At 50.3% G+C, this 24,123-nt stretch carries 22 protein-coding genes; 20 read left to right on the forward strand and 2 right to left on the reverse strand.

What is annotated here, in order from left to right; genetic code table 11:
- Positions 1-15: 15 nt before the first annotated feature.
- The 8 genes from miaB (at position 16) to ruvC (ending at position 10,259) form a co-directional block, all read left to right on the forward strand.
- A complete protein-coding gene (miaB, locus tag DL94_RS0103930) occupies positions 16-1,365 on the forward strand; it encodes a tRNA (N6-isopentenyl adenosine(37)-C2)-methylthiotransferase MiaB (protein WP_028129018.1) in 1,350 nt (449 codons plus the stop codon).
- Between the two features lie 81 nt (positions 1,366-1,446).
- Positions 1,447-4,035: a DNA mismatch repair protein MutS gene (gene mutS / locus DL94_RS0103935; RefSeq protein ID WP_028129019.1), complete on the forward strand. Its 2,589-nt coding sequence runs from the start codon at positions 1,447-1,449 to the stop codon at positions 4,033-4,035.
- A complete protein-coding gene (gene mutL, locus DL94_RS0103940; RefSeq protein WP_028129020.1) occupies positions 4,032-5,990 on the forward strand; it encodes a DNA mismatch repair endonuclease MutL in 1,959 nt (652 codons plus the stop codon). The genes mutS and mutL overlap by 4 nt, the downstream gene beginning before the upstream one ends.
- A 20-nt stretch (positions 5,991-6,010) precedes the next feature.
- Positions 6,011-6,805, forward strand: coding sequence for a class I SAM-dependent methyltransferase (locus tag DL94_RS0103945; RefSeq protein WP_197020704.1), 795 nt, complete (start codon positions 6,011-6,013; stop codon positions 6,803-6,805).
- Positions 6,806-6,975: 170 nt separating this feature from the next.
- Entirely contained in the window at positions 6,976-7,494 is a 519-nt protein-coding gene (locus DL94_RS0103950; protein ID WP_028129022.1) for a cysteine hydrolase family protein, read from the forward strand.
- 21 nt (positions 7,495-7,515) lie between these two features.
- Entirely contained in the window at positions 7,516-8,856 is a 1,341-nt protein-coding gene (locus tag DL94_RS0103955; protein WP_028129023.1) for a WG repeat-containing protein, read from the forward strand.
- Between the two features lie 106 nt (positions 8,857-8,962).
- Positions 8,963-9,694 (forward strand): YebC/PmpR family DNA-binding transcriptional regulator, encoded by a 732-nt coding sequence (locus DL94_RS0103960; RefSeq protein WP_028129024.1) that lies wholly within the window; start codon positions 8,963-8,965, stop codon positions 9,692-9,694.
- A 70-nt stretch (positions 9,695-9,764) separates the two neighbouring features.
- Positions 9,765-10,259: a crossover junction endodeoxyribonuclease RuvC gene (ruvC, locus tag DL94_RS0103965; RefSeq protein ID WP_028129025.1), complete on the forward strand. Its 495-nt coding sequence runs from the start codon at positions 9,765-9,767 to the stop codon at positions 10,257-10,259.
- Between the two features lies 1 nt (position 10,260).
- On the opposite strand, the gene DL94_RS0103970 is transcribed toward ruvC, so the two are convergent.
- The gene (locus DL94_RS0103970) at positions 10,261-11,679 is read right to left on the reverse strand and encodes an alanine/glycine:cation symporter family protein (protein WP_028129026.1); all 1,419 of its coding nucleotides are present in this window, start codon (positions 11,677-11,679) and stop codon (positions 10,261-10,263) included.
- Between the two features lie 448 nt (positions 11,680-12,127).
- Between DL94_RS0103970 and DL94_RS0103975 the strand changes: the two genes are divergently transcribed.
- Positions 12,128-13,468 carry an anaerobic C4-dicarboxylate transporter gene (locus DL94_RS0103975; RefSeq protein ID WP_028129027.1) on the forward strand — a complete coding sequence of 447 codons (1,341 nt, stop codon included), beginning with the start codon at positions 12,128-12,130 and terminating at the stop codon, positions 13,466-13,468.
- A gap of 54 nt (positions 13,469-13,522) precedes the next feature.
- Here DL94_RS0103975 and DL94_RS0103980 read toward each other — a convergent pair whose 3' ends face one another.
- Positions 13,523-14,413: a LysR family transcriptional regulator gene (locus DL94_RS0103980; protein ID WP_028129028.1), complete on the reverse strand. Its 891-nt coding sequence runs from the start codon at positions 14,411-14,413 to the stop codon at positions 13,523-13,525.
- A gap of 234 nt (positions 14,414-14,647) precedes the next feature.
- Between DL94_RS0103980 and motA the strand changes: the two genes are divergently transcribed.
- The 11 genes from motA to DL94_RS0104035 all read left to right on the forward strand — a co-directional run bounded on the left by motA (position 14,648) and on the right by DL94_RS0104035 (position 24,099).
- The gene (gene motA / locus DL94_RS0103985; protein WP_028129029.1) at positions 14,648-15,421 is read left to right on the forward strand and encodes a flagellar motor stator protein MotA; all 774 of its coding nucleotides are present in this window, start codon (positions 14,648-14,650) and stop codon (positions 15,419-15,421) included.
- Positions 15,422-15,425: 4 nt separating this feature from the next.
- Complete coding sequence (locus DL94_RS14205; RefSeq protein WP_037371241.1) at positions 15,426-16,295, forward strand: flagellar motor protein MotB; 870 nt, start codon at positions 15,426-15,428, stop codon at positions 16,293-16,295.
- Between the two features lie 66 nt (positions 16,296-16,361).
- Entirely contained in the window at positions 16,362-16,739 is a 378-nt protein-coding gene (gene acpS, locus DL94_RS0103995) for a holo-ACP synthase (protein ID WP_028129030.1), read from the forward strand.
- Complete coding sequence (locus tag DL94_RS0104000) at positions 16,736-18,307, forward strand: bifunctional ADP-dependent NAD(P)H-hydrate dehydratase/NAD(P)H-hydrate epimerase (protein ID WP_028129031.1); 1,572 nt, start codon at positions 16,736-16,738, stop codon at positions 18,305-18,307. Before acpS ends, DL94_RS0104000 begins: the two co-directional genes overlap by 4 nt.
- Before the next feature lie 73 nt (positions 18,308-18,380).
- Positions 18,381-19,403, forward strand: a complete 1,023-nt coding sequence (locus DL94_RS0104005; protein WP_028129032.1) for a branched-chain amino acid aminotransferase — start codon at positions 18,381-18,383, stop codon at positions 19,401-19,403.
- Between the two features lie 181 nt (positions 19,404-19,584).
- A complete protein-coding gene (cdaA, locus tag DL94_RS0104010) occupies positions 19,585-20,424 on the forward strand; it encodes a diadenylate cyclase CdaA (RefSeq protein ID WP_028129033.1) in 840 nt (279 codons plus the stop codon).
- Positions 20,421-21,368, forward strand: a complete 948-nt coding sequence (locus DL94_RS0104015) for a CdaR family protein (protein ID WP_028129034.1) — start codon at positions 20,421-20,423, stop codon at positions 21,366-21,368. Before cdaA ends, DL94_RS0104015 begins: the two co-directional genes overlap by 4 nt.
- Positions 21,369-21,388: 20 nt before the next feature.
- Complete coding sequence (locus tag DL94_RS0104020; protein WP_028129035.1) at positions 21,389-23,002, forward strand: NAD(P)/FAD-dependent oxidoreductase; 1,614 nt, start codon at positions 21,389-21,391, stop codon at positions 23,000-23,002.
- A 58-nt stretch (positions 23,003-23,060) separates the two neighbouring features.
- Positions 23,061-23,312, forward strand: a complete 252-nt coding sequence (locus DL94_RS0104025) for an IreB family regulatory phosphoprotein (protein ID WP_028129036.1) — start codon at positions 23,061-23,063, stop codon at positions 23,310-23,312.
- Positions 23,309-23,725 (forward strand): Holliday junction resolvase RuvX, encoded by a 417-nt coding sequence (gene ruvX / locus DL94_RS0104030; RefSeq protein WP_028129037.1) that lies wholly within the window; start codon positions 23,309-23,311, stop codon positions 23,723-23,725. The genes DL94_RS0104025 and ruvX overlap by 4 nt, the downstream gene beginning before the upstream one ends.
- 47 nt (positions 23,726-23,772) lie before the next feature.
- Positions 23,773-24,099, forward strand: a complete 327-nt coding sequence (locus DL94_RS0104035) for a DUF1292 domain-containing protein (protein ID WP_028129038.1) — start codon at positions 23,773-23,775, stop codon at positions 24,097-24,099.
- Positions 24,100-24,123: the final 24 nt, after the last annotated feature.

The raw sequence follows: 24,123 nt of genomic DNA on the forward strand, positions 1-24,123 counted from the left end.
ACTGAATGATTTAAGATGAAGATAATAAATGGCAAAGCTCAGCGCTATGTCAAGTTTTTGGTTTACGGCTGTCAGATGAATGTGGCGGATGCGGAACGCATGGCCGGGCAGCTGGCGGATATTGGTTATGAGCGGCTGGCTGATGATGCGGATATGGCAGAGGCCGATCTGCTGATCATCAATACCTGTGCTGTCCGGGAAACGGCTGAGGATAAGGTTTACGGTAAAATCGGTGAGATAAAGAATCTCAAACGTAAGAATCCGCAGCTGATTTTCGGCATTACCGGTTGTATGGCGCAGAAGGAAAGCGACAAGCTTATCAAACGGGCGCCGCATATTGATTTTGTGCTGGGGACCGGCAAGGTGCATGAGCTCAATCAGGTTGTACAGGAAATTGAGCAGGAGCACGGTCATGTGGTCAATACGGCACTGGACGATAAGACAGCGCCGGCGATTGCCGAGGACAGCCGTGTGGCCCGTGACGGTAAACTTTCAGCCTGGATTCCCATCATGTATGGGTGCAACAATTTTTGTACCTATTGTATAGTGCCCTATGTGCGTGGCCGCGAACGCAGCCGCCGTCCCGAAGATGTGGTGAAAGAAGTGGAGCAGGCTGTGGCGCAGGGATATAAGGAAGTTACCCTGCTCGGCCAGAATGTTAACTCCTACGGCAAAGACCATAAGCTGGCCACGTTTGCGGAACTGCTGCAGATGGTGGATAAGGTGCCGGGCATTAAGCGTGTGCGCTTTATGACTTCGCATCCCAAGGATTTGAGTGATGAGGTCATTGAGGCTATTGCCACAGGTGAGCATCTTTGTGAGCATATTCATCTGCCGGTACAGTATGGCAGCAATCATCTATTAAAGGCCATGAATCGTGTTTATACGGTGGAAAGCTACAAGGAACTCGTGAAGAAGATTCGGGCGCGTATTCCTGAGGCGTCACTCACTACGGATTTGATTGTGGGTTTCCCCGGCGAAACGGCAGATGACTTTGCGCAGATGCTCGCGTTCTTAAAGGAAATCCGCTATGATTCGGCCTATACGTTTATCTATTCCAAGCGCTCCGGCACGCCGGCGGCCACGATGGACAATCAGGTGGACGATGCGGTGAAGAAAGAACGTCTGAACGCCCTCATGGAGGTGCAGAATCAGATAAGCCTGGAAAAGAATCAGGCTCTGCAGGACGCTGTTATGGAAGTTATGGTCGAAGGCCCCAGCAAGAATGACGCGGCTGTATGGACGGGGCATACCCGTACGAATAAAATCGTGCTCTTTAGTCATCAGGATGAGCAGCCTGGTGATTTCATCAATGTTAAGATTACTCACCCTCAGACCTGGGTGTTAAAAGGCATGCGTGTATAATTTTGCGGAGAGCTCCCTCAAGGTGAGGGAGCTCCTGCCGTTATTTATAGTTTTTTAGATTTGTGGAGGTGCAGCGCTTACATGGAACTTACGCCCATGATGCAGCAATATCTGGCCACCAAGGAACAGCATCCCGAGGCCATTCTCTTTTTCCGGTTGGGTGATTTCTATGAAATGTTCTTTGACGATGCGCGAATTGTGTCAAAGGAGCTCAGTCTGACCTTGACCAGCCGCAGCGGCGACACGGATAAGTCACCTATGTGCGGCGTGCCCTATCATGCGGCTGAGGGGTATATCAACAAGCTCGTGAGCCGTGGTTACAAGGTGGCTATTGCCGAGCAGATTGGTGACCCCAAGGCCAAAGGGCTGACCAAGCGTGAGGTCATAAAAATCATCACTCCGGGAACGGTGCTGTCGGAGTCGGCCCTGAAGGACGCGGCCAATAATTATATTGCGCTGGTTTATGAAAAGGGCGAGGCCATTATTCTGGCTGGTGCGGATATTTCCACGGGCGAATGTTTCTATGGCATATATGACGGCGGCAGCCGGGAGCAAATGCTATATGATGAGCTTTACCGTCTGGCCATGCCGGAACTGCTGGTGGTGGGGCAGCCGTCCTTTATGGACAATTTAAAGGAGTTCACCGACCTGCGCCTGCCGGCTGTATCGTACACGCGTATTGAGGACGTTTCCCCTGCGGTGGAGGACAGGATTATTGAGCATTTTGCCGCAGATGTGCGTCCCTGCGATGAAGGGGCCAAGGAGGCCGTGGCTACGCTGCTCGATTATCTCCATGCTACGGTGATGACGGATTTAACGCATCTCAATCAGTTGAACTTTTTGGATGCCTCGGAAAATCTGGTCATTGATACCTATACCCTGCGTAATCTGGAAATCACGCGCAACCTGCGTGATGGCGGCAAGAAGGATACGTTGCTCGATGTATTGGATTTTACGCAAACAGCTATGGGCAGCCGCCTGCTGAAAAAATGGCTGGAGTACCCGTTGTTAAATATCCTGCCCATCAACCAGCGGCTTGACGCGGTGGAAGAGCTGACCAAGGACTTTGCTCTGCGTGGCGGCCTGCGTGCCGGCTGCAAGGAAGTGCATGACTTCGAGCGTCTGTTGACGCGTATTGAGGTGGGGACGGCCAATGCCAGGGATTTGATTGCGCTTAAAATATCGCTGATGTGCCTGCCACAGATTAAAGGCCAGCTGGCCAAGGCACAGTCGCAGGTACTTAAGGGCTGTCATGAAAATATGCAGGTCTTTGATGACTTGGTAGATTTATTGCAGCGTTCCATTGTGGACGAGCCGGGAATTTCCCTGCGTGATGGCGGCATTATTAAAGCAGGTTACAACGCTGACCTTGACGAGTACCGCCGGATTGCCCATGACAGCAAGTCCATGCTGCAGGAAATCGAGGAACGGGAAAAGGAAGAAACGGGCATTCGTTCACTGAAAATCGGCTATAACAAGGTGTTTGGCTATTATATTGAGGTGCGCCACAGCGGTGCTGACCTGGTGCCTGACCGCTATATCCGCAAGCAGACACTGGCCAATGCGGAGCGCTATATCACCGAAGAACTGAAAGAGTTTGAGACAAAAATTCTCGGCGCACAGGAAAAAATCGTCAGCATTGAGTACAATCTCTTTACGGAAGTCCGCGAAGTCATTAAGACCAGACTGACGGAAATTCAGGGCACAGCCCATGAAATTGCCATTGTGGACGTACTGACGGGACTGGCTGAGGCAGCGGTAGCTTATAACTACGTGCGGCCGCGCATGACCACCAACGGCGAGATTGACATAAAGGACGGCCGCCATCCTTTGGTGGAGCGCATTCTTACGCGTGATTTGTTTGTTCCCAATGATACAAAGCTGAATCATAATGACTGCGAAATCATGCTGATTACCGGGCCGAACATGGCCGGTAAATCCACCTACATGCGGCAGACGGCGTTGCTCACGTTGATGGCGCAAATTGGCAGCTTTATCCCGGCACGGGAGGCGGCAATTTCGCCGGTTGACCGCATATTTACCCGTATTGGTGCCAGTGATGACTTAGTCAGCGGCCAAAGTACCTTTATGGTGGAAATGAATGAAGTGGCGCAGATTTTAAAATATGCGACCAAGAACAGTCTGGTTATTCTCGATGAAATCGGCCGCGGTACCAGCACTTTTGATGGCATGAGTATTGCCCGGGCCGTGATTGAACACATCGAGCAGAAGGTGCATGCCAAGACGCTCTTTGCGACACACTATCATGAACTGACGGATTTGGAAAACAAAATCGTCAGGAATTACTGTGTAGCGGTCAAGGAACGCGGTACGCAGGTAGCTTTCCTGCGGCGCATTGTACCGGGGGCGGCGGATAAGTCCTACGGTATCCATGTAGCACGGCTGGCTGGCCTGCCCAAGTCCGTAACCAAACGGGCAGAGGATATTCTGGCAGAACTTGAGGCAGACGCGGCTGTTATGCAGGAAAATACCGGCAGTGCAGCTCCGGCACCGGCAGAAAAGCCCGTGGACATGATGGGCTCGTTGTTTGCTAACAGCCTTAGCGACAAATTGTTGGCTTTGGACGTTATGACCATGACACCGTTAGAGGCCATGAATGAACTTTATAAATTACAGGCACAGGCCAAGAGGGAGGCAGGACAAGCATGAGCCTAATCCACGTTTTAGATGACAACACCATCAATAAAATTGCCGCCGGTGAGGTGGTGGAGCGGCCGGCATCAGTAATCAAGGAACTTATTGAAAATGCCATGGACGCCGGGGCAACCCGTATCGAAGTGGAAATCATGGCCGGTGGCACCTCTTTTATGCGCGTGACGGACAACGGCAAGGGCATGAGCAAGGAAGACGCACAAATGGCGATTTTGCGCCATGCTACCAGTAAGATACAGGCGGTTTCAGACCTTAATACCATTTCCACGATGGGATTCAGGGGCGAGGCTTTGCCGACGATTGCCTCTGTGTCGCGGTTCACCATGCTGACCAGGGAGCAGGGGGCAGACCTGGGAACCAAGGTGGAGATAACTGGCGGCAAGACGCCGGATATTATTGAAATGGGCTGCAATGTGGGGACGACCATTAAGGTGGAGGACTTGTTCTTCAATACCCCGGCCCGGAAGAAATTTTTGAAAACCAATCATACGGAAGGCTCGAAGATAAATGATTTTATCATCAAACTGGCCTTGTCCAGGCCGGATATTGCCTTTCAGTTTATCAACAACAACAAAACGGCGGTGGTAACGCCGGGCAATGGCAATCTGTTTGATACGGTGCAGGCCATTTACGGCGGGCAGGTAGCCGATTCCCTGTTGACGCTGCAGTTAGAGGACGACGACCTGAAGATTGCCGGTTTTATCACCAAGCCGTCTATGCTGAAAAGCAGCCGCAGCTGGCAGACCTTCATTGTCAACGGGCGCATTATCCAGAATCGAGCCATTGCCAAAGCCATTGACAACGCCTATCGTTCATTGATTCCTAAAAGCGGTTTTCCCCTGACGGTGCTTAAAATCACCGTGCCGCAGCGCACGATTGATGTCAATGTTCATCCGCAGAAAAGCGAGATGAAGTTTGAAGATGAAAGCCGTATTTTTAAGGCCGTGTATAAGTCGGTGTTGGACGCTATCCGCCCCAGTGCCGGCGGCGCGTTGCAGGACGTAGCGGCGGTGGTGGAAAAGCCCCGGGCGCAGCAGTACACGATGGAGCCGATGGAGTTTGTACCAGCCACGGCTCCGGCACCGCAGACAGCACGGCAGCCGCTGACTGCAAATCATCAGCCGGCGTATCAGCCGAAAACCATTTACGAGGCTGTCAGCCGGCCGGCGGTAAAACCGGCGGTGAGCTTTGCGGAGGCACAGGCCCAGCTGCAGCAGGAGCGGCAGGTTCATTATCAGCAGGCCGAACATCGGGAGGCCGTAGCTGACAGTCAGCAGCTTGACAAGTCAAAATCTGACCTGTCAAATACAGACATGTCAACGGCCGCCCACAATAACGATTTGTCAGCCGCAGAACCGGCCGGGGAAAACACGGGGCGCATGATTCCTATCGGGCAGGTGGACCTGACCTATATTATCGCGCAGGACTTAAAGGGACTATATATCATTGACCAGCATGCCGCCCATGAACGTATACTGTTTGACAAGTTGTCAGCCATGGTGGACGGCATTCCCTCACAGCAGCTGTTAGTACACCAGCTCCTGACCTTTGACCGCAAAGAGGCGGCTCTGGTGGAGGAGAACAAGGAACTGTTTGCTAAACTGGGCTTTCAGTTAGAGGCCGCTGGTGACTTTGACTACCGCCTGATGGAAGTGCCGGCAGATGTGCCAGTCAGTGAGGCGGAGGATATTGTCCGGGAAATTCTGACGGATTTGAGCAATATGCATGAAACCACTGCCAAGGAAATCCGTCAGGCCTGCCTGGCCACGACCGCCTGCCGCGCGGCTATCAAGGCCGGGGAAGAGCTCAATATGCGGCAGATGGAAATACTGCTGGATGAACTGGCGGTAACGGCATTTCCCTACACCTGTCCCCACGGACGTCCGACCATTTTAAAGTTCAGCAGTGAGGATTTAGCCAAGATGTTCAAGCGGACAGGCTTTGGTTTTTGAGAAAGAGTGATTGATAGATAGTGTTGGAAAATAAATTGCAGGCCATAGCGACTACAGGCCGTAAGTGGAACCGCCCCAGTGAAAAGCTGGCCCGGGAAATGGCAGAAAAACTCTCCATTCCCTATGCGGAACGGGGGCGCACGAATATCCCCGAACTTTGCCAAAGCTATAACGCTAAATTTGCGCTGGTGGCCAAAAAAGGTCTGCTGACACTGGTAACGCCGGAGGCAGAATTGTTTTTTCACCCCAATATGGCACATCTGCGCATGAAAAACCTGCGCTTTGGTGACGGTGACCGCATGGCCGAGGCCATGGGGCTGGAGCCGGGAATGGATGTGCTCGACTGTACACTGGGCTTTGGTGCTGATGCCATTGTGGCGAGTGCTGTGGTCGGTGACAGCGGCAGTGTTACCGGTCTGGAGTCGCAGCCGCTGATTGAGGCGGTAGTGGGCTATGGACTGGCCAATTACGAAAATGATACTGAGCAGATTATTGCGGCCATGCGCCGGGTAAAGACGCATGCTATAGAGGCTTATGACTATCTCAAAGCACAGCCGGATAATTCTGTAGACGTCATTTATTTTGACCCGATGTTCCGCCACCCCTTCGCTGAGAGCAAAAACATTGCGCCCCTGCGCCCTGTGGCCAACAAGAATCCGCTGACCGTGGAAACGATTGCCGAGGCTAAACGCGTTGCCCGGCAGAGGGTAGTTCTCAAAGAATCCAGCAAAAGTCTGGAATTTGCCCGACTGGGATTTTTAGAGCGCGCCGGCGGACGTTACAGCAAAGTACAGTATGGCGTTATACGCCTGTGAAAATTCAGCCGCTGACAAGTTGTTTCTGACCTGTCAGCGGTTATTATTATGTAAAATCTAGGTGGTTTTGCCTATGGCAAAGCTGGAACAATGGCGTTATAATGAAAGCAGTGAGCAAGTGTCTGTTTTATGTTTAATCGTGGAAAATGGTCAATGATAGGAGCAGAAATATGAAGAAAATAGTTGTAGTTGTGGATATGCAAAACGATTTTATCGATGGCAGCCTCGGAACAAAGGAGGCACAGACGATGCTGCCCAGGCTGAAAGAAAAGCTGCAAAAAATAACAGCGTCTGGTGAGGCTGACCTCATTTTCACCATGGACACGCATGGCGAGAATTATCTGAGTACGCAGGAGGGGCAGAATCTGCCGGTGGAACATTGTATTAAGGGCACGCAGGGCTGGGAGATAACGCCGGAACTGCAGGCGTTTGTCGAAAAGGCCCGGACGGTGGTGGAAAAGCCGACCTTTGGCTCCATGGAACTTATTAAATATGTGGGCGACGCGGCAGAAGTGGAGCTCGTGGGGCTGTGTACGGATATCTGTGTAATCAGCAATGCTATGCTCATCAAGGCAGCTTACCCGGAAATCAAGGTCAGCGTGGACAGCAGCTGCTGTGCCGGTGTTACGCCGGAAAGCCACGACAATGCCCTGGCCGCTATGAAGATGTGTCAGATTAAGGTACAGTGACAAGTCAAAGGAGAGGACTGCATGAGGAATCGGTGGCAAAAGGGGCTGGCAGCAGCGGCGGCAGCTATGATGTTATGGGGCTGTGGGGATAACCGCCTGCAAGCTGAACCGCTGGCTGTGGTGCAGGAACATGATTTATGCGGTGTTATCAATGCGCAGGGAAATTTTCTGGTGCCGTTGGGTTATGATAGGATTATTCCCTGGGACAACGGCGCTTTGCTGGTGAAGAAGGGGGATAAGTGCGGTGTTTTGAACCGGGAGGGAAAGGTAATAGTCCCGGTGGAATACCTGACTATCTTGATTCCTAATCATGGCAAAACATATCTGGTAGAAAATAATGAGGCGCACTGGGGCGCTTATAATAGTGAAGGACAGCAGCTGCTGCCGGCTGTTTATGATGAAATAACGGCAGCAGCGGAAAATAATGACAGCTTTGCTGTACGGCAGGGGACGGAATGGCGGCTCGTGCGGCGTGACGGTTCTCCACTGGGTAATGAGGTTTTTGATTATATCGGCGAATTCAATGAAGAAATGCTGGCCCCTGTTAAGAAAAAAGATAAGTGGGGCTATGTTAGTGACAGCGGTAAAATCGTTATCGACTTGCAGTTTGATGGCGCAAAAGAATTTTCCGGCGGACTGGCCGCAGTAAAACAGCAGGGCAAATGGGGCTTTATTGATAAGCTGGGCATTATGAAAATACAGCCGCAGTTCAGTGAGGTGTTTTCCGGTTTTGCCGAGAGCCTGGCAGCGGTGCAGTCGCCACAGGGGAAAGGCTATATAGACAAGCACGGGATTTTGCTGCTGCCGCGTGACTCGCGCTATATCGGCCCCTTTAAAAATGGTGTGGCGGAAATTCACGAAGTGAAGAAAAAGCTGAATATCTGGAGCTCACTGGCTTATGGTGCCAGTATTGCCCTGGGCAGTATCGGTCTGCCACCGAAAAATGCCTTGAAGAGCAATGAAAAGCGCGGTTTCATCAATCGTCAGGGCAAGGAAATCGTCCCCACCAGTTATGATGAGGTATTGCCGTTTAAAGAAGATATGTCCTTGGTCCGCCGTGATAAGAAGTGGGGAGCAATTAGTGTAGACGGCAAACATGATATCAGTCCGCGATACTTAATGCTGCGCCCCTTTGGCGAAGGCGTAGCCGCGGCCTATACGGGTGCAGGCTGGTACTTGATTGACAAGTCAGGGCAGACGGTAAAGGAACTGCCGGCAGAAGTTACGGACGCCGGCATAATGGCTGAAGGCTTGCTGCCGGTTTGTATCGGAGAAAAATGGGGCTATATGAATAAAGATGGCGCCGTAGTCATCGCGCCCAATTTTGCGCAGGCAGGGAGTTTTTGGGAAAAACACAAATAGTATGCTCGCAATTTGACGAAAAAAAAGAATCGTAGTATACTATCAGAGTTATTAACGATAATTTCTTCAATAATGAAGGTAAATAAGCAAAAGGAGCGAATTTTGCATGTCAGGACATTCTAAATGGGCCAATATCAAACGTAAAAAGGGTGCTAACGACGCTATCCGCGGCCGTATCACCACGAAAATCGGCCGTGAAATCACCATTGCCGTACGTATGGGCGGTGGCGACCCCACTGGTAATATGCGTTTGAAACTGGCTCTTTCCAAGGCTAAGGCCAATAATATCCCGAAGGATAACATTAACCGTGCTATCCAGAAAGGTCTCGGCGCTTCTGAGGGCAGCAACTACGAAGAACTCACTTACGAAGGCTATGGCCCGGCTGGTACTGCCGTTATGCTCGATATCCTCACGGATAACCGCAACCGTACGGCAGCAGATGTACGCCATCTGTTCTCCAAGTTCGGCGGCAACCTCGGTCAGGATGGCTGCGTAGGCTGGATGTTCAACAAGAAGGCTATCTTCGTTGTAGAAAAAGAAGTTTTCGGTGATGAAGACGAACTCATGGAAATCGTACTGGAGGCCGGTGCAGATGACATGAAGGACGAAGGCGAAGTATTTGAAATCACGGCTGAGCCGGAGGCTTTCGACGCCATCGAGGCAGCACTGGCTGAGAAGGGCATTGAAACCGCCTCGGCTGAAATCACCATGGTTCCGGAGAATACGGTAAAACTTTCCGGTGAAGATGCCGAAAAGATGCTGAAACTCGAAGAGGCACTCGAGGACAACGACGACGTGCAGAACGTGTACAGTAACTACGAAACTGACGAAGACTAACAGGTATAAAAAATGGGCTCGTAACGAGCCCATTTTCTGTATCTGAAATTGTTTTATGAAAGGATAAATGATGTTAGCACTAGGCATAGACCCTGGCACGGCCATCTGCGGTTATGGTTTCGTGGAGGCCAGAGGCAGCCGCCTGATTCCCCACGCCTATGGTTCGATTTTTACCACGCCGAATATGCGGATGGAGGACCGGCTGCTCAAAATATACGATGAACTGGACCGGCTTATTAAGGAATACAAACCAGATGTGATGGGCGTAGAAAAGCTGTTTTTTAACCGTAATGTCACGACCGCCATTCCTGTAGGCCAGGCCCGCGGTGTGGTGCTCCTGGCAGCTGCCAAGAACAACCTGCAATTGGTAGAGCGTACGCCTATGCAGATAAAGCAGGATGTAACCGGCTACGGCAAGGCAGATAAGAAACAGGTTATCTATATGGTAACCAAGCTGCTGCACCTGCCGGAGCCGCCAAAACCTGATGATACAGCCGATGCCTTAGCCATCGCCATTTGTACCACCTATTGCATGAATAATGCTGTGTGGCGTAATAAACTGTAAGTTAGTCCTTATCTACACCCCAAGCGTGAATACCGCTTTCACTGGGCAGAACTGACGGGGCAAAGACCGGTTCAGCAATGCCCTTATTTTTTTGCTCCAGATAGCTGTTGAGAGCAACATGAGCATATTTGTACAGGCGGATGATGGCGTACAGGTTAGTCAGGCAGAGGAAACCCATAAAGAGGTCAGCCAGATTCCAGACGAGCGAAAGTTCAGCCATGCTGCCAAATACTACCATGAAGATAACGAGGGCGCGGAACAGGAACAGCCCGGCTTTTGACTTAGACTCGAAGAAGGCAATGTTGATTTCGCCGTAGTAGTAGTTGCCGACAATGGAGCTGAAAGCGAACATAAGAATCATAAAGGAAACAGCGGCAGGGGCAAAGCCACCGAAAATGCTGGCCAGGGAGGCCTGGGCCAGGGCGATACCCGTGAGTTCACCGCCGATGGTATACTGACCGGTCAGCAGTACGATAAAGGCCGTAGCAGAGCAGACGAGCCACGTATCAACATAAACACCGAAGGACTGAATAAGGCCCTGTTTTACCGGATGGGTAACGTCTGCCGTAGCTGCAGCATTTGGTACAGAACCTTCACCGGCCTCGTTGGAGAACAGGCCGCGTTTTACACCGGTGAGAATGGCGGAACCGAGGCCACCGCCGACAGCTGCCTGCGGCGAGAAAGCGTCATGAATAATGAGCGCCAGCATGCCGGGAACTTTGTCGATGTTCATAATCGTAATGATGATGGCTACTAGAATATAAAGACCGGCCATGATGGGAACCAAAAATTCTGTGAACCGGGCAATGCGCTTTACGCCGCCGCAGATAACCAGAGCGGTGAAAACTGCCAGGAAACCGGCGGTGATAGCCGGGGAAATGTTAAAGGCGGTCTGGGCCGACAGGGCGATGGTGTTGGCCTGTACGGAGCAATAGATAAGACCGAAGGTTACAGAAATAAGAATAGCAAAGAGTTTGGCTACGCCCGGCTGATGCAGGGCATTTTTAATGTAGTAAGCAGGGCCGCCGTGAAAAGAACCATTTTTGCGGGGCAGCTTGTAAATCTGTGCCAGGGTGCTTTCCACAAAACCCGTAGCGCAGCCGATAAAAGCTATAACCCACATCCAAAAGACAGCACCAGGACCGCCGGTCACGATGGCGATGGCTACGCCGGCAATATTGCCAACACCGACACGGGAGGCTGTGCTGACACAGAATGCCTGAAAGGAGCTGACAGCGTGGCCTTCGGTTTTTGTGCCGACGCCGTCAGTGAGCAGGCGTATCATCTCCGGCAGGAGCCGCAGCTGTACAAAACGAGTGGACAGGGTAAAGTAAATACCGGAGCCCACGAGGACGATAATCAACACATAGGACCAAAGAATGTTGTTGATTTCATTGACGATGGTGTTCAATAGTTCCATGGATATCCTTCTTTCATATAATAATTAAACGCCTTTTGTTTCTGCCCTTTCCAAAAGTTACAGTTATCCTGCTGTCCTAAAAGGGGAGTAGCAAAAGGCGCCGTTGCCTAAATATATTATAAATACATAGTAATTATACCCAAAAGGTTTACAACGTGTCAAGTGAAGGGGGATTTTAGACATTTTGCCAGTATGTTTATTAACTGTGATTAAGGTAACATAAAAATAAATAATTATTAAATATTTTTATGATAAATAGTATTTACTTATATATAAGCTGTGTAGTATAATAGGCAAGTATTTAAGACCAACTCATGTATGTGCGATATTTTAAAAGGTTTTGAAAATTTTTTACAGAGGGTTGCAGGAATTTCAAGGGCTATGAAGAATATCACACCTAAGGGGTAAGTCTTTAACAACTATATTTAAGGAAAGGGAGATTAAGATTATGGAAATGTTAATCGGTCTTTTGGTACTATTGGCCTGCTTAATCGTCGGTGTTCGCCATGGCGGCATTGGCTTGGCAGTAATCAGTGGTATTGGTCTCATTATTTTTACCTTTGTTTTCGGTTACAAACCGGGCAATCCGCCTATTGATGTAATGCTGACAATCCTGGCAGTTGTTACCTGCGCAGGTTTCCTGCAGACGTCCGGCGGTCTTACGGTTATGCTGAAATATGCAGAAATCTTCCTGCGCAGCAACCCGAAGCAGGTTACGATTTTTGCTCCACTGACCACTTGGTTCCTGACGGTGCTTTGTGGTACTGGTCACGTTGTTTACACGATGTTCCCGATTATTTATGATATCGCTATCAAGCAGAATATCCGTCCGGAACGTCCGATGGCTGTAGCTTCCGTGGCATCGCAGATGGCAATTTGTGCTTCCCCTGTATCGGTTGCTGTAGTATCCATCGTTGGTTTCTTTGCTGCTCATAACTTTAACTACACGGTTCTGCAGATTCTGGCAGTATCCATTCCGGCAACGGGCTTTGGCGTACTTTGCGCAGCTCTCTGGTCTTACCGCCGTGGTAAGGAACTGGCTGATGATGAACGTTTCCAGGAATTCATCAAGGACCCGGAAAACCGCAACTATGTTTATGGTGATACGGAATCCCTGATGGACAAGGAACTGCCGGCTACTTATTACCGCGCTATGTACATCTTCTTTGCTGGTATTTTCGTCATTGCCTGCCTGGGCAATTTCCCGGATTTGCTGCCGCATTTCCCGAATGCCAAGGGCGCTATGAAGCCGATTTCGATGACGATTGTTATCCAGATGGTAATGCTCTTTGTAGCAGCTATGATTTTGATTTCCTGCAAAATCAAGGCAAAAGACGTGGGTAACAGCCAGGTATTCCGTTCTGGTATCGTTGCTCTCGTATCCGTTTACGGTGTTGCTTGGATGGCCAGCACGTACTTCGGTGCCCATATGACCTTCCTCAAGCAGAGCCTTGGTGCCGCTGTAACGACTTATCCCTGGGCATACGCTATCATCGCGTTCCTCACTTCCAAACTGGTTAACTCTCAGGCAGCAGCCATCGCTATCGTTGTACCGCTGGCACTGTCTGTAGGCATGGATCCGGTGATGATCATGTCCTTCATCTCCGCCTGCTATGGTTACTTCTTCCTGCCGACTTATCCCTCCGACCTGGCCTGCATTGGTTTCGACCGTTCTGGTACCACGCGTATCGGTAAGTACATTCTTAACCACAGCTTTATGATTCCTGGTCTTATCGGTGTAGCAACTGGTTGCTGCATGGGTTTCGTGATGGCACATATCGTTATGTAATAACGGTTAGTAAGACAATAAAAAAGACGGCGTGCAGCCGTCTTTTTTATTGTCTTACTGTTTGTTTTTCCGTTCTTTGAGCAAATCCTTGCAGAAGTCGATGAAGGACTGAGCCGCCTTGGAGATATAGCGGTCTTTTTTCCAGGCCAGGCCCACGTCGACAACCAACGGGTCAGCAAGGGGGATAGCCTTGACACCAGGCGTGTCTTCCACTACCATATTGAGAAGGAAGGCAATGCCGACACCGCTGGCAACTAATCCCTTAAGGGTTACAACCTGATTGGATTCCAGCACGATATTGGGTGTGATATTTTCCTCTTTCATCTGCGAGAGGATCGTCTGACGCAGGAAGGAACCCTCTTTAAGCATGATGATGTTTTCCTCGGCAATATCATGGAGGGAAATGCTGCTCTTGCTGGCCAGCGGGCTGTCCTCGGGGACACAGCAGACAATCTGGTCTTTCGTCATGGGCAGGAGCTGCAGATGGCTGCTGGCGCCGGAGATGATGATGATGCCGAAATCGAGTTCATCCCGTTCCAGCTGTTCGCGGATAGACATGGAACCTTCTTCATGCATGAAGATTTCCAGATGGGAGTAGCGGCGTTGGAAACTGGAGAAGATTTTGGGGAAGAGATAGGCACCCATCATGGGCGGAATGCCGATTTTAATGGTGCCTTTTTGCAGTTGCTTGTAATCGTTGACCTCAAGGACGGCGTCTTGAATGTTGCGCAGAGCCAGTTCCACGCGGTTGAGAAAGACTGCTCCTTCTGGGGTAAGAGACAGCTGCTTTTGGCTGCGGTCAAAAAGCTGGATACCAAGTTCGGCCTCGAGCTTTTTAATCGCTACGGTGATGTTCGGTTGGGAAACACGGAGTCTCTCAGCCGCTCTGGTGATATTTCGCAGACGACTGGCCATCTGGAAATATTCAAGTTGTCGTAATTCCATCGTATCGCTTCTTTCTCTATAAACTTGTTTTATCCTCATCTATTATATCATACTTTTAATGAATGTATGATATAATAACAAAAATTTATTATAAAAAGTTAAAATTTTTTTCCGGCGCTATAGTAGGATTTTTTGTATCGGCATGGAATTATATAAACTAAGGTTAGGTGCAATTAAAAATTGAAATCTTTAGATGCTCTTTGATGGCAACGGAAGGTTAGGAGGGCTTTTATTTTGGAAACGTCAACAATTATTGGTGCAGTAGGTGGTCTTATCTCGGTATTCGTAGGTATGATCATCAAGGGTGCGCCTATCAGTTCGCTGAATAACCCGGCAGCATTCCTGATTATTATCTGCGGTACATTCTCCTGTTTGTTTACTGCATTCAATATGAATCAGTTGAAAAATTTGCCTAAGCTGATTAAGATGGCTTTTTTCAAACCGGCGCTGCATGAGAAGTCAGAGCTGCTGAATATGTTCATCGAGCTTTCGCAGATTGCACGCCGTGAAGGTATTCTGGCGCTGGAAAGTAAGGTACAGGATATTGAGGACCCGTTCTTCCGCACTGGTCTGGGCATGGTCATCGATGGTATGGACCCTGAATTCGTGGGTGACGTACTGGACGCAGAACTGGCGATTATGCAGGAACGTCATGCTGAAGGCCGTGCAATGCTGGAGCAGGCAGGTCTGTATGCTCCTACCCTCGGTGTGTTGGGCGCCGTTATCGGTCTTATCGCCGCCCTGGGTAACTTGAACGACGTTAACAAACTGGGTCACGCTATTGCAGCAGCATTCGTTGCTACGATTCTGGGTATTTTTACCGCATACGTTGTGTATCTGCCCCTGGCTAACAAACTGAAACTTTTGTCCAAGGCCGAAGTCAGTGAGAAACGTATGATTATTGAAGGTATTTTGTCTTTGCAGGCTGGCGATTCGCCAACGGCAATTGAAGCTAAGCTGATGGTATTCATTCCTCAGTCCGCACGTGAAGGCTTGAAGAAGGAGTGATTTAATGGCTAGAAAGAAACATGCCGCTCCCCACGAGGAGCATGAAGGCGAGCCTTGGCTTTTGCCTTATTCTGACCTGATGACACTTCTGTTGGCATTGTTCATTGCATTGTTCGCTATTTCGCAGACAGACCAGAAAAAGATGGCTGACCTGGCGCAGGCTTTTTCTGCAGCCTTTAATATGGGCGGTCCTTCCTTCTTTGATAAGGCTGGTCCGAATGTGGGACGGCGTTCGGAACTGATTTCTGACGAGGACCAGGGTAATCATGCCTATCTGGCGGAAAATCAGCAGCTTGAGGAACTGCAAAAGAAAATGCAGGAATATATCGAGCAGAATAATCTCGACGAGCAGCTGAGCACGCAGCTGGCCGAAGAGGGGCTGATGATTCGCATTAAAGAACGGGCTTTATTCCCTTCGGGGTCAGCACAGCTGGTGGGACAGGCTAAATCCATTGTTCCGGTGGTGTCAGGGCTGTTGGCGTCTGTTCCGGAACGCGTGGTCATTTCCGGTCATACGGATAATGTGCCGATTAGTACGCCGCAGTATCCTTCCAACTGGGAACTTAGTTCTTCCCGTGCCCTGAATCTGATGAAGGCGCTCCTGGCTGCCAATAACGGGCTTAATCCGGCCAGATTTAGTGCTATCGGTTACAGTGAGTATCGTCCGATTGCTGACAATAAAACCGAGGCAGGCAAGGCGCAGAACCGCCGGGTAGAAATTTTTATTGCCCGCAATTACCGGTTCAATCCTGAAGAAGGAAAGGCCAGCAAGCAGGAGGGGTCCACTGACACTACGCCGGCAGGCAGTATGACCAATAATACGCCGTCAACCAGCGGCAGTGCAGGCAGCGGCATTCAGACAACGTCCTATTAAATCAATAAGATGGGCCGGCTTAAACTAGCCGGCTTATTCTATGTCTATAGATACAGGAGGTAAGTTTTGCTAGTAGGAATAGGGACAGATATTGTAGAAGTGGCGCGTATGGCCAAGGCTGTTGACAGTCAGCACTTTCAGCAGAGGGTGTTTAGCGCCCGGGAAGTAGAGTATTGTAAGAGCCGGGGCAAACAGGCTGCGCAGAGCTTTGCCGCCCGTTTTGCGGCCAAGGAAGCTGTGCTGAAGGCTTTTGGAACAGGGCTGCGCGGTGGTTCGCTGTTGGAGATAGAAGTCGTTAATGATGAACTGGGGTGTCCGCAGGTCAATTTGCAGGGCTTTTGGGCAGCAATGGCCAAAGAAAAAAATGTGAGCAAGGTCTGGCTGTCTTTGACTCACACCAAAGAATATGCGGCAGCACAATGTGTAATGGAGGCAGAGAAATGAAAATAGCTTTAAGTGAGGAAATGCGTAATATCGACAAAGCTGCAGCAGAAGTATACGGTCTGCCGGAGTTGCTGCTGATGGAAAGTGCAGGCCACCGTACGGCACAGGCAATGGCCTCTCTGCTGCAGGGCGTGCGTGACAAGTCTATCTGCGTGCTGGCTGGCAGCGGCAATAATGGCGGCGACGCTCTGGCGGCCTCCCGGTACCTGCAGAATATGGGCGCGAAGGTAAAAGTCTTTCTTACCTGTGAAGAGGCGCATTTAAAACCGGCCGCTGCCCGCATGGAAAAAACAGCGGCTCAGATGGGAATCGAGATTCACAAGCTGGAGGAGGACAGGGACTGGAACCGGCTGCACCTGGCGCTGAAATTCACTGATGCTGTGCTGGACGGATTGCTTGGAACCGGGTTCAAGGGTGAGTTAAAAAAGAAGATTCTGCGTATTATTGAAGAAGTTAATGAGTCGCAGAAAAAAGTACTGTCCATTGATATTCCCAGCGGCGTGGAGGCTGATACGGGCAGAATTTCCACTGTGGCTGTAGCAGCTGATATGACGTTGACCCTGGGCCTGCCCAAGGTGGGGCATTTGCTGAGCCCTGGCACGGAAATGACCGGGGAGCTGATTGTGGACGATATTGGTATACCGCAGACGTTGCTGCAAAGTGACAGCATTCAGCAGGAATTGCTGGACGACAGTCTGGCCACAACACTTTTGCCCTTACGCGGCCATGCCGTGCATAAAGGTGATTGTGGTAAAATCCTGGTGATTGCCGGCAGTCTGGGGATGACGGGGGCGGCGGCGCTGTCAGCTACGGCGGCGCTCCGGGCCGGAGCCGGGGTTGTGACTCTGGCAGTGCCGGCAAGTCTGCAGCCGGTGCTGGCGTCACAGCTGCTTGAAGTTATGGTGCAGCCTGTGCCGGAAAAAGAAAAATCAGAGGGTGTTATGGGCGGTGAGGCGGCCTTAAAGACGCTCTTAGCACTGGCAGAAAAACATGATGCGGTGCTTATTGGACCGGGACTTGGACGAGCCATGGAAACGCAGGAACTCGTGCGTATGTTTGTCAGCCGGGTTAATAAGCCCTTGATTATGGACGCCGATGCAATCTATGCATACCGCAGTCAGGTGGACGACTTAAGCAAATTGCCCCAGGTGCCGGTGCTGACACCCCACTTAGGGGAAATGGCCGGGCTTTTGGGTGTATCTGTGGATGATTTACGTACTTCCCTGCTGCCAATTGTCAGGGAGGCTGCTGCGGAGTATCAATGTGTGCTGGTGGTGAAAAGCGAGTGTACGATGGTGGTTTATCCTGATGGCATGGCGTTTTTCACGACGAAAGGCAATTCCGGTATGGCCACCGCTGGCAGCGGCGATGTATTGGCAGGAACAATTGCCGGCCTGACCATGCAGACGGAAAGCGGCCTGGCACCTTTAGCCGGGGTATATCTCCACGGTCTGGCCGGTGACCTGGCGTATGAGGAGAAAGGTGAGGCCCTGCTGGCCAGTGATATTCGTGAAAAACTTGCCGGAGCCAGAATGGAACTGCGCAAACTGCAGAGTCAATTAAAGTAACAATCATTCCTTGACATTTGTACACTGTAGGAATAAAATAAAGTTACTTTGATGATAGAAAAGGGGTTTTAGTATGGCAAGTGTAAATGTTGACTGGTCAAATTTAGGGTTTAGCTATCGTCCGATTTCTAAGCGCTATGTGGCTAATTTTAAAAATGGCAAGTGGGAGCAGGGTGGCCTGACTGAGGATGCTAATATTGTCCTCAATGAATGTGCCGGTATCCTGCAATACTGCCAGGAAGTGTTTGAAGGACTCAAGGCTTATAGGACAAAAGACGGCCGTGTAGTGACCTTCAGACCGGACCTCAATGCCAAGCGTATGATGGATTCTGCTAAGCGTCTGGTTATGCCGCCGGTTCCTGAGGAGATGTTCCTGGAGGCTGTTGACCAGGTCGTTGCTGCCAATAAAGACTGGATTCCCCCCTTTGAATCTGGCGGTGCCCTGTATCTGCGTCCGTATCTTTTTGCTACGGGCCCTGTTATCGGTGTAAAGCCCTCTGATGAATATCAGTTCCGTCTGTTTGGTACGCCGGTAGGCTCTTACTTCAAAGATGGCATTAAGCCCATCACAATTTGTGTCAGTGACTTTGACCGTGCTGCTCCACACGGTACCGGTGATATCAAGGCCGGCCTGAACTATGCAATGAGTCTGCACCCGTACATTCTCGCGCATGAAAAGGGCTTTGATGAAAATATGTATTTGGATGCAGCTACCCGTACTTATGTTGAGGAAACCGGCGGCGCTAACTTCCTCTTTGTGACGAAGGACAATGTCATTGTTACGCCGAAATCCGATTCGATTCTGCCGTCCATTACGCGCCGTTCGCTCGTAGCGTTGGCGGAAAAACTGGGCTACAAAGTTGAGCATCGTCCGGTTAAGTTTACGGAACTCGAAGACTTTGCCGAGGCTGGTCTTTGCGGTACGGCTGCCGTTATCTGTCCTGTAGGCCGGGTTGTGGACAAGGATAAGACGATTTCCTTCCCGAGCGGCATGGAAGAAATGGGCCCGGTTCTGACCAAACTCTACAACACGCTGCGTGGTGTACAGCTCGGTACGGTAGAGGCGCCGGCAGGCTGGATTCGCGAAATCAAATAAATACAGTTAACATTAGGATTTGTCCTTTTAGGAGGACAAATCCTTTTTTGTAAATGATTTTCATAAAAATTTTAGAAAAAAGGATTAAAATTACTTATTGTGACAAGGAGTTCTTTACAAGGAACACGAATATTTTTATAATGAAAATAGTGACTGCAGTTTATTTGAGGAGTTTTGTTTTATGCCGATTGATATCACATTGCCAACACAATTCCATGGCATCCTGTCCACGATTGGATGGTTTGATGTTCTGGATATCCTGATTGTGGCGGTAATTTTGTATAAAGTATATGAAATGTTGCAGGATACGCGGGCCATCACCCTGGTGAAGGGGATATTGGTGCTGCTGGGTGTGACCATGGTGTGCAGCTGGTTTGACCTGCATGTTATATCCTGGCTGCTGCAAAAGGCTGTGACGCTGCTGTTTGTGGCTTTGCCGATTGTTTTTCAGCCGGAACTCAGGCGTGCCCTGGAGCATTTGGGGCAGGGAACATTTTTTGCGTCGTCAAATCTGTTGAATGATGAAGAGGCCAGAAATGTGGCCAAGGAGATTACCAAGGCAGTAAAGCAGCTGGCAGCAACGAAAACAGGGGCGCTTTTGGTTATCGAACGTGATATGGGGCTCAATGATGTCTGCGACACAGGTATTCAGATAGAAGGACTTATTTCCGCAGAATTTCTGCTTAATGTATTTATTGTCAATACGCCGCTGCATGATGGGGCGTCCGTAATTCGCGGCAACCGTCTGATTGCCGCCGGCTGTCTGCTGCCGCTGACGGAAAATCGGCGCTTGTCCACGGAACTTGGTACCCGTCATCGGGCGGCAATTGGTCTGTCGGAACAGTGTGATGCCCTGATTGTGGTAGTCAGTGAGGAAACCGGTACGATATCCATTGCGGAAAATGGCCATATCATGCGTCATCTCAGCCCTGAATATCTGCAGGAACTGCTGATGCCGGCTTTTGAGGCGCCCAAAACAAATATCAAGGATATGGTACGGAGCTGGAGGGGTAAGGTATGATTGCTAGATTTCGCAACCTCGTGCAGCATAATTTAGCCGCCAAGATTGTGGCGGTTTTAGTAGCCGTAATTCTTTGGGGCTACGTGATGAATGACCAGAATCCTTCGATTGAAGGTTCCTTTAATGCTCAGGTAAAGCTGATAAATGTGCCGGATGGTTATAAGGTTATCCAGAGTACAGAGACCATCAAAATAACAGTAAAGGGGCCGCGTTCGCTGTTTGCTGCCAATGGGGACAAAAACTTCCAGGCGCATGTGGATATGCAGGAGGCCAAAAGCGGTAAAGGCAGTTATAAGGTCAAGGTGGACATGCCGCAGGGCTTTGAACTCGTAGAAGTTCAGCCGGACACTGTGGACGTGGAGCTGGACCCCATTGTACGCCGTAAGGTCCGGGCTGATATTAGCGTGAATGGTTCGCCGGCGTCCGGCGTGACGGTGGCCAAGGTCAGCCAGGCCAGTGCGGAGGTCATGATTGAAGGACCGTCCAAAGCCGTAAGCGAAGTGGAACGGGTTATCGGCTATGTGGGGCTTACCAACAAGAATGATGTTGACTTTGCCCTGCAGGTGCCGCTGACGGCTATCAACAACGATGGCCGTGAGGTTCAGGGAATCACGATACAGCCGGCGACGATGTATGTGGCGGTACAGATGGCCAGGGGTCTGACCAAGAAAATAGTATCTATTCGTCCTGTTACGGATAATGACCTGCCACAGAATTTAGAACTGGTAAGCATGAAACCGAATCCGCTGCAGATTGAAATAGCTGGTGCGGAGAATATCATTTCCAATCTTACCACGGTAGCTACGGAAAAGATTTCCCTGGCTGATGTGGTGGGCAATACGGATAAGACCGTTAAACTAGCGCTGCCACCGGGAGTGACCGTTACCAATCACGATGTGCTGGTACGTATTGTGGTGAAGGAAAAACAAAACACTAAAAGTTAATAATGGAGTGAAGGTTACAAGTGATTAGAATAAAAAATATGCAGGTGCCCTTTGATGAACAACGGTCACTTGCACAGCTTGCAGCCAAACGCTTGCAATTACCACCTCAGGCCGTTACTGAGGTGGTAATTGTGCGTAAGGCTGTGGACGCCCGCCGGTATCATGGTGCGCCTGTGCAGTTTGTCTATATGCTGGACGTGAAGATAAATATGCCGGAAAAAGATGTATTAAAAAGACTGCGCAAGGATAAAAATCTCGAACAGGTAAAGCCGGCAAAACGCCCCGAGGTACAGACACGCCAGCGCCGGGCAGAAGATTTGCGCCCCGTGGTCGTGGGCTTTGGCCCAGCCGGGATGTTTGCTGCACTGACACTGGCCAAGGCCGGCTGGCAGCCGTTGGTACTCGAACGGGGCGGCGACGTGGACAGCCGGCAGGCAGCGATAGAACGTTTTTGGCAGACGGGCGTACTCGATGAACGCTCGAATGTACAGTTTGGTGAAGGTGGCGCCGGCACTTTTTCGGATGGTAAACTAACCACCAGAATCAGCGATGTGCATATTCAGGATGTGCTGTCGGCCTTTATTGCTGCCGGTGCTCCGGCGGAGATTCGTTACCTGCATAAGCCGCATATCGGAACAGACCTGCTACGCGGTGTAGTGAAAAACATCCGGCAGGAAATAATCCGCCTGGGCGGTGAGGTGCGTTTTAATGCTCAAGTGACGGATATGGAAATTGAGCAGGGACGCATACAGGCACTGCTGGTCAATGATGAAGAACGCATACCCTGTGCGGATGTATTCTTAGGTATCGGTCATTCGGCCCGTGATACATACCGTATGCTGCTGGCCAAAGGCCTTAGAATGGAGGCCAAACCTTTTGCGATGGGAGTGCGGATAGAACATCCGCAGGAATTTATCGACAGGGCACAGTATGGCGAAGATGCCGGCAATCCGCTGCTGCCGGTAGCAGATTATGCCCTTACCTATAAAGACCCGAAAACGGGACGGGGGGCGTATTCCTTCTGTATGTGTCCCGGTGGTCAGGTGGTGGCAGCCACTTCTTTACAAGGACATGTATGCACAAATGGTATGAGCAATTACCGGCGTGATTCGGGAACAGCTAACAGTGCGCTGCTGGTGCAGGTAGGACCAGAGGATTTTGGTCAGGAAGTACTGGCCGGCATGGCTCTGCAGGATAAGCTGGAACAGCTGGCCTTTACTTTGGGCGGCGCAAATTACTGCGCGCCGGCGCAGACAGTGGGCGACTTTTTAGGCGGTACCAGCGGTTCTACGCAGTTTTTGACGGCACCGACATATCAGCCCGGGGTTAAGGCTGCTGACCTGCATAAATGTCTGCCGGCTTTCATTACAAAGACACTGGAGGGGGCGCTGCCGTACTTTGATGGCAAGATAAAAGGCTTTGCCAATCCCGGCGTGGTAATGACTGGTGTTGAGGCCCGTTCCTCGGCTCCCTGCCGCATACGCCGTGAACGGGAGTCAATGCTGGCCGAAGGTTTGTCAGGCCTTTATCCGATGGGTGAGGGGGCTGGCTACGCCGGCGGCATAATGAGTGCGGCTGTCGATGGCATGAAGGCGGCGCTGGCATTTTTACAGGTAAACGCAGTAAAGCAGTAGGAATTAAAGTTAAAATATGATAAAATAGTATGTGATAAATTGTGCGGGAGGGATTATTATGGTCAGCGAAGAAACTATGATGTTTAAAATCGGTGCTGATGAAAATAAAGCGGAGTCTATTATCCGTCAGGCCAGCATGGCAATGGAGGAAAAAGGCTACAATCCGGTAAATCAGCTGGTAGGTTACCTGCTGTCCGGTGACCCGGCTTATGTAACCAGTTACAAGGAGGCACGGAGCCTGATTCGTAAACTGGAAAGAGATGAATTGTTGGAGGAACTGGTGCGTTCCTATCTGGAGAGACTTAAATGAAACGTTATATGTCCCTGGATATCGGTGACAGAACCGTAGGCATTGCCGTTAGTGACCTGCTTGGGCTTACCGCCCAGGGGGTGGAAACAATTCGCCGTAAATCACTGGAAGAGGATTTACAGCGTCTTGATGAGCTCATTGCGGAGTATGAGGTAGATGAACTGGTTTCCGGTTATCCTAAGAATATGAATGGTACGGAAGGAGAACGCTGCGAAATCGTTAAGGATTTCATGGCTGAAGTCAGCAAGCGCCACCCCGATTTACCGGTGCATTTTTGGGATGAGCGTCTGTCTACGGTGGCAGCTGCGCGCTCACTAATCGAGGCTGATGTGTCAAGGAAAAAGCGCCGCAAAGTCATTGATAAGATGGCTGCAGTATTTATCTTGCAGGGCTGGCTTGACAGCATCCGCTAAAATAGGCTAAACTACATTTGACTTATTTTTACAAGAGGTGAACGAATATGGCAAATAAAGAAAATGGTGTTCAGGATGAAGGAGTAGTCGTTGTAATGACTGACGACCAGGGCAATGAATACTACTATGAAGAAGAAATGATTATTCCCGTGGGCGAAGAAAAATACGCACTGCTGGTAGGCATTCACAATGAGGAAGATGGTCATGACCATTGTGGCTGTGGCTGCGGTTGTGAAGATGATGAAGATGTAATCATTGCCAAAATCGTCATTGGCGAAGATGGCGAAGAAGAGTATGTTGAGCCTACAGACGAAGAATTCGAGGCGGTACAGAAGGCCTACGATGCTCTGGTTGAGGAGTCGGAACAAGAGTAATAGGTACATGATGATTGCCATTTC

It is taken from the genome of Selenomonas sp. AE3005 (assembly GCF_000686945.1).
In the GTDB taxonomy this organism is placed as follows: Bacteria; Bacillota; Negativicutes; order Selenomonadales; family Selenomonadaceae; genus Selenomonas_A.

Excerpts from the sequence above, each read along its gene's own strand:
- DL94_RS0103950 (WP_028129022.1), top strand. The coding sequence starts at position 6,976 with ATGAAGAAAATAGTTGTAGTTGTGGATATGCAAAACGATTTTATCGAT.
- mutS (WP_028129019.1), top strand. The coding sequence starts at position 1,447 with ATGGAACTTACGCCCATGATGCAGCAATATCTGGCCACCAAGGAACAG.
- ruvC (WP_028129025.1), top strand. The coding sequence starts at position 9,765 with ATGTTAGCACTAGGCATAGACCCTGGCACGGCCATCTGCGGTTATGGT.
- DL94_RS0103960 (WP_028129024.1), top strand. The coding sequence starts at position 8,963 with ATGTCAGGACATTCTAAATGGGCCAATATCAAACGTAAAAAGGGTGCT.
- DL94_RS0104000 (WP_028129031.1), top strand. The coding sequence starts at position 16,736 with ATGAAAATAGCTTTAAGTGAGGAAATGCGTAATATCGACAAAGCTGCA.
- DL94_RS0104025 (WP_028129036.1), top strand. The coding sequence starts at position 23,061 with ATGGTCAGCGAAGAAACTATGATGTTTAAAATCGGTGCTGATGAAAAT.
- DL94_RS0103955 (WP_028129023.1), top strand. The coding sequence starts at position 7,516 with ATGAGGAATCGGTGGCAAAAGGGGCTGGCAGCAGCGGCGGCAGCTATG.
- miaB (WP_028129018.1), top strand. The coding sequence starts at position 16 with ATGAAGATAATAAATGGCAAAGCTCAGCGCTATGTCAAGTTTTTGGTT.
- DL94_RS0104035 (WP_028129038.1), top strand. The coding sequence starts at position 23,773 with ATGGCAAATAAAGAAAATGGTGTTCAGGATGAAGGAGTAGTCGTTGTA.
- DL94_RS0103980 (WP_028129028.1), bottom strand. The coding sequence starts at position 14,413 with ATGGAATTACGACAACTTGAATATTTCCAGATGGCCAGTCGTCTGCGA.
- DL94_RS0104005 (WP_028129032.1), top strand. The coding sequence starts at position 18,381 with ATGGCAAGTGTAAATGTTGACTGGTCAAATTTAGGGTTTAGCTATCGT.
- DL94_RS0104015 (WP_028129034.1), top strand. The coding sequence starts at position 20,421 with ATGATTGCTAGATTTCGCAACCTCGTGCAGCATAATTTAGCCGCCAAG.
- ruvX (WP_028129037.1), top strand. The coding sequence starts at position 23,309 with ATGAAACGTTATATGTCCCTGGATATCGGTGACAGAACCGTAGGCATT.
- DL94_RS0103975 (WP_028129027.1), top strand. The coding sequence starts at position 12,128 with ATGGAAATGTTAATCGGTCTTTTGGTACTATTGGCCTGCTTAATCGTC.
- cdaA (WP_028129033.1), top strand. The coding sequence starts at position 19,585 with ATGCCGATTGATATCACATTGCCAACACAATTCCATGGCATCCTGTCC.
- mutL (WP_028129020.1), top strand. The coding sequence starts at position 4,032 with ATGAGCCTAATCCACGTTTTAGATGACAACACCATCAATAAAATTGCC.
- DL94_RS14205 (WP_037371241.1), top strand. The coding sequence starts at position 15,426 with ATGGCTAGAAAGAAACATGCCGCTCCCCACGAGGAGCATGAAGGCGAG.
- DL94_RS0103970 (WP_028129026.1), bottom strand. The coding sequence starts at position 11,679 with ATGGAACTATTGAACACCATCGTCAATGAAATCAACAACATTCTTTGG.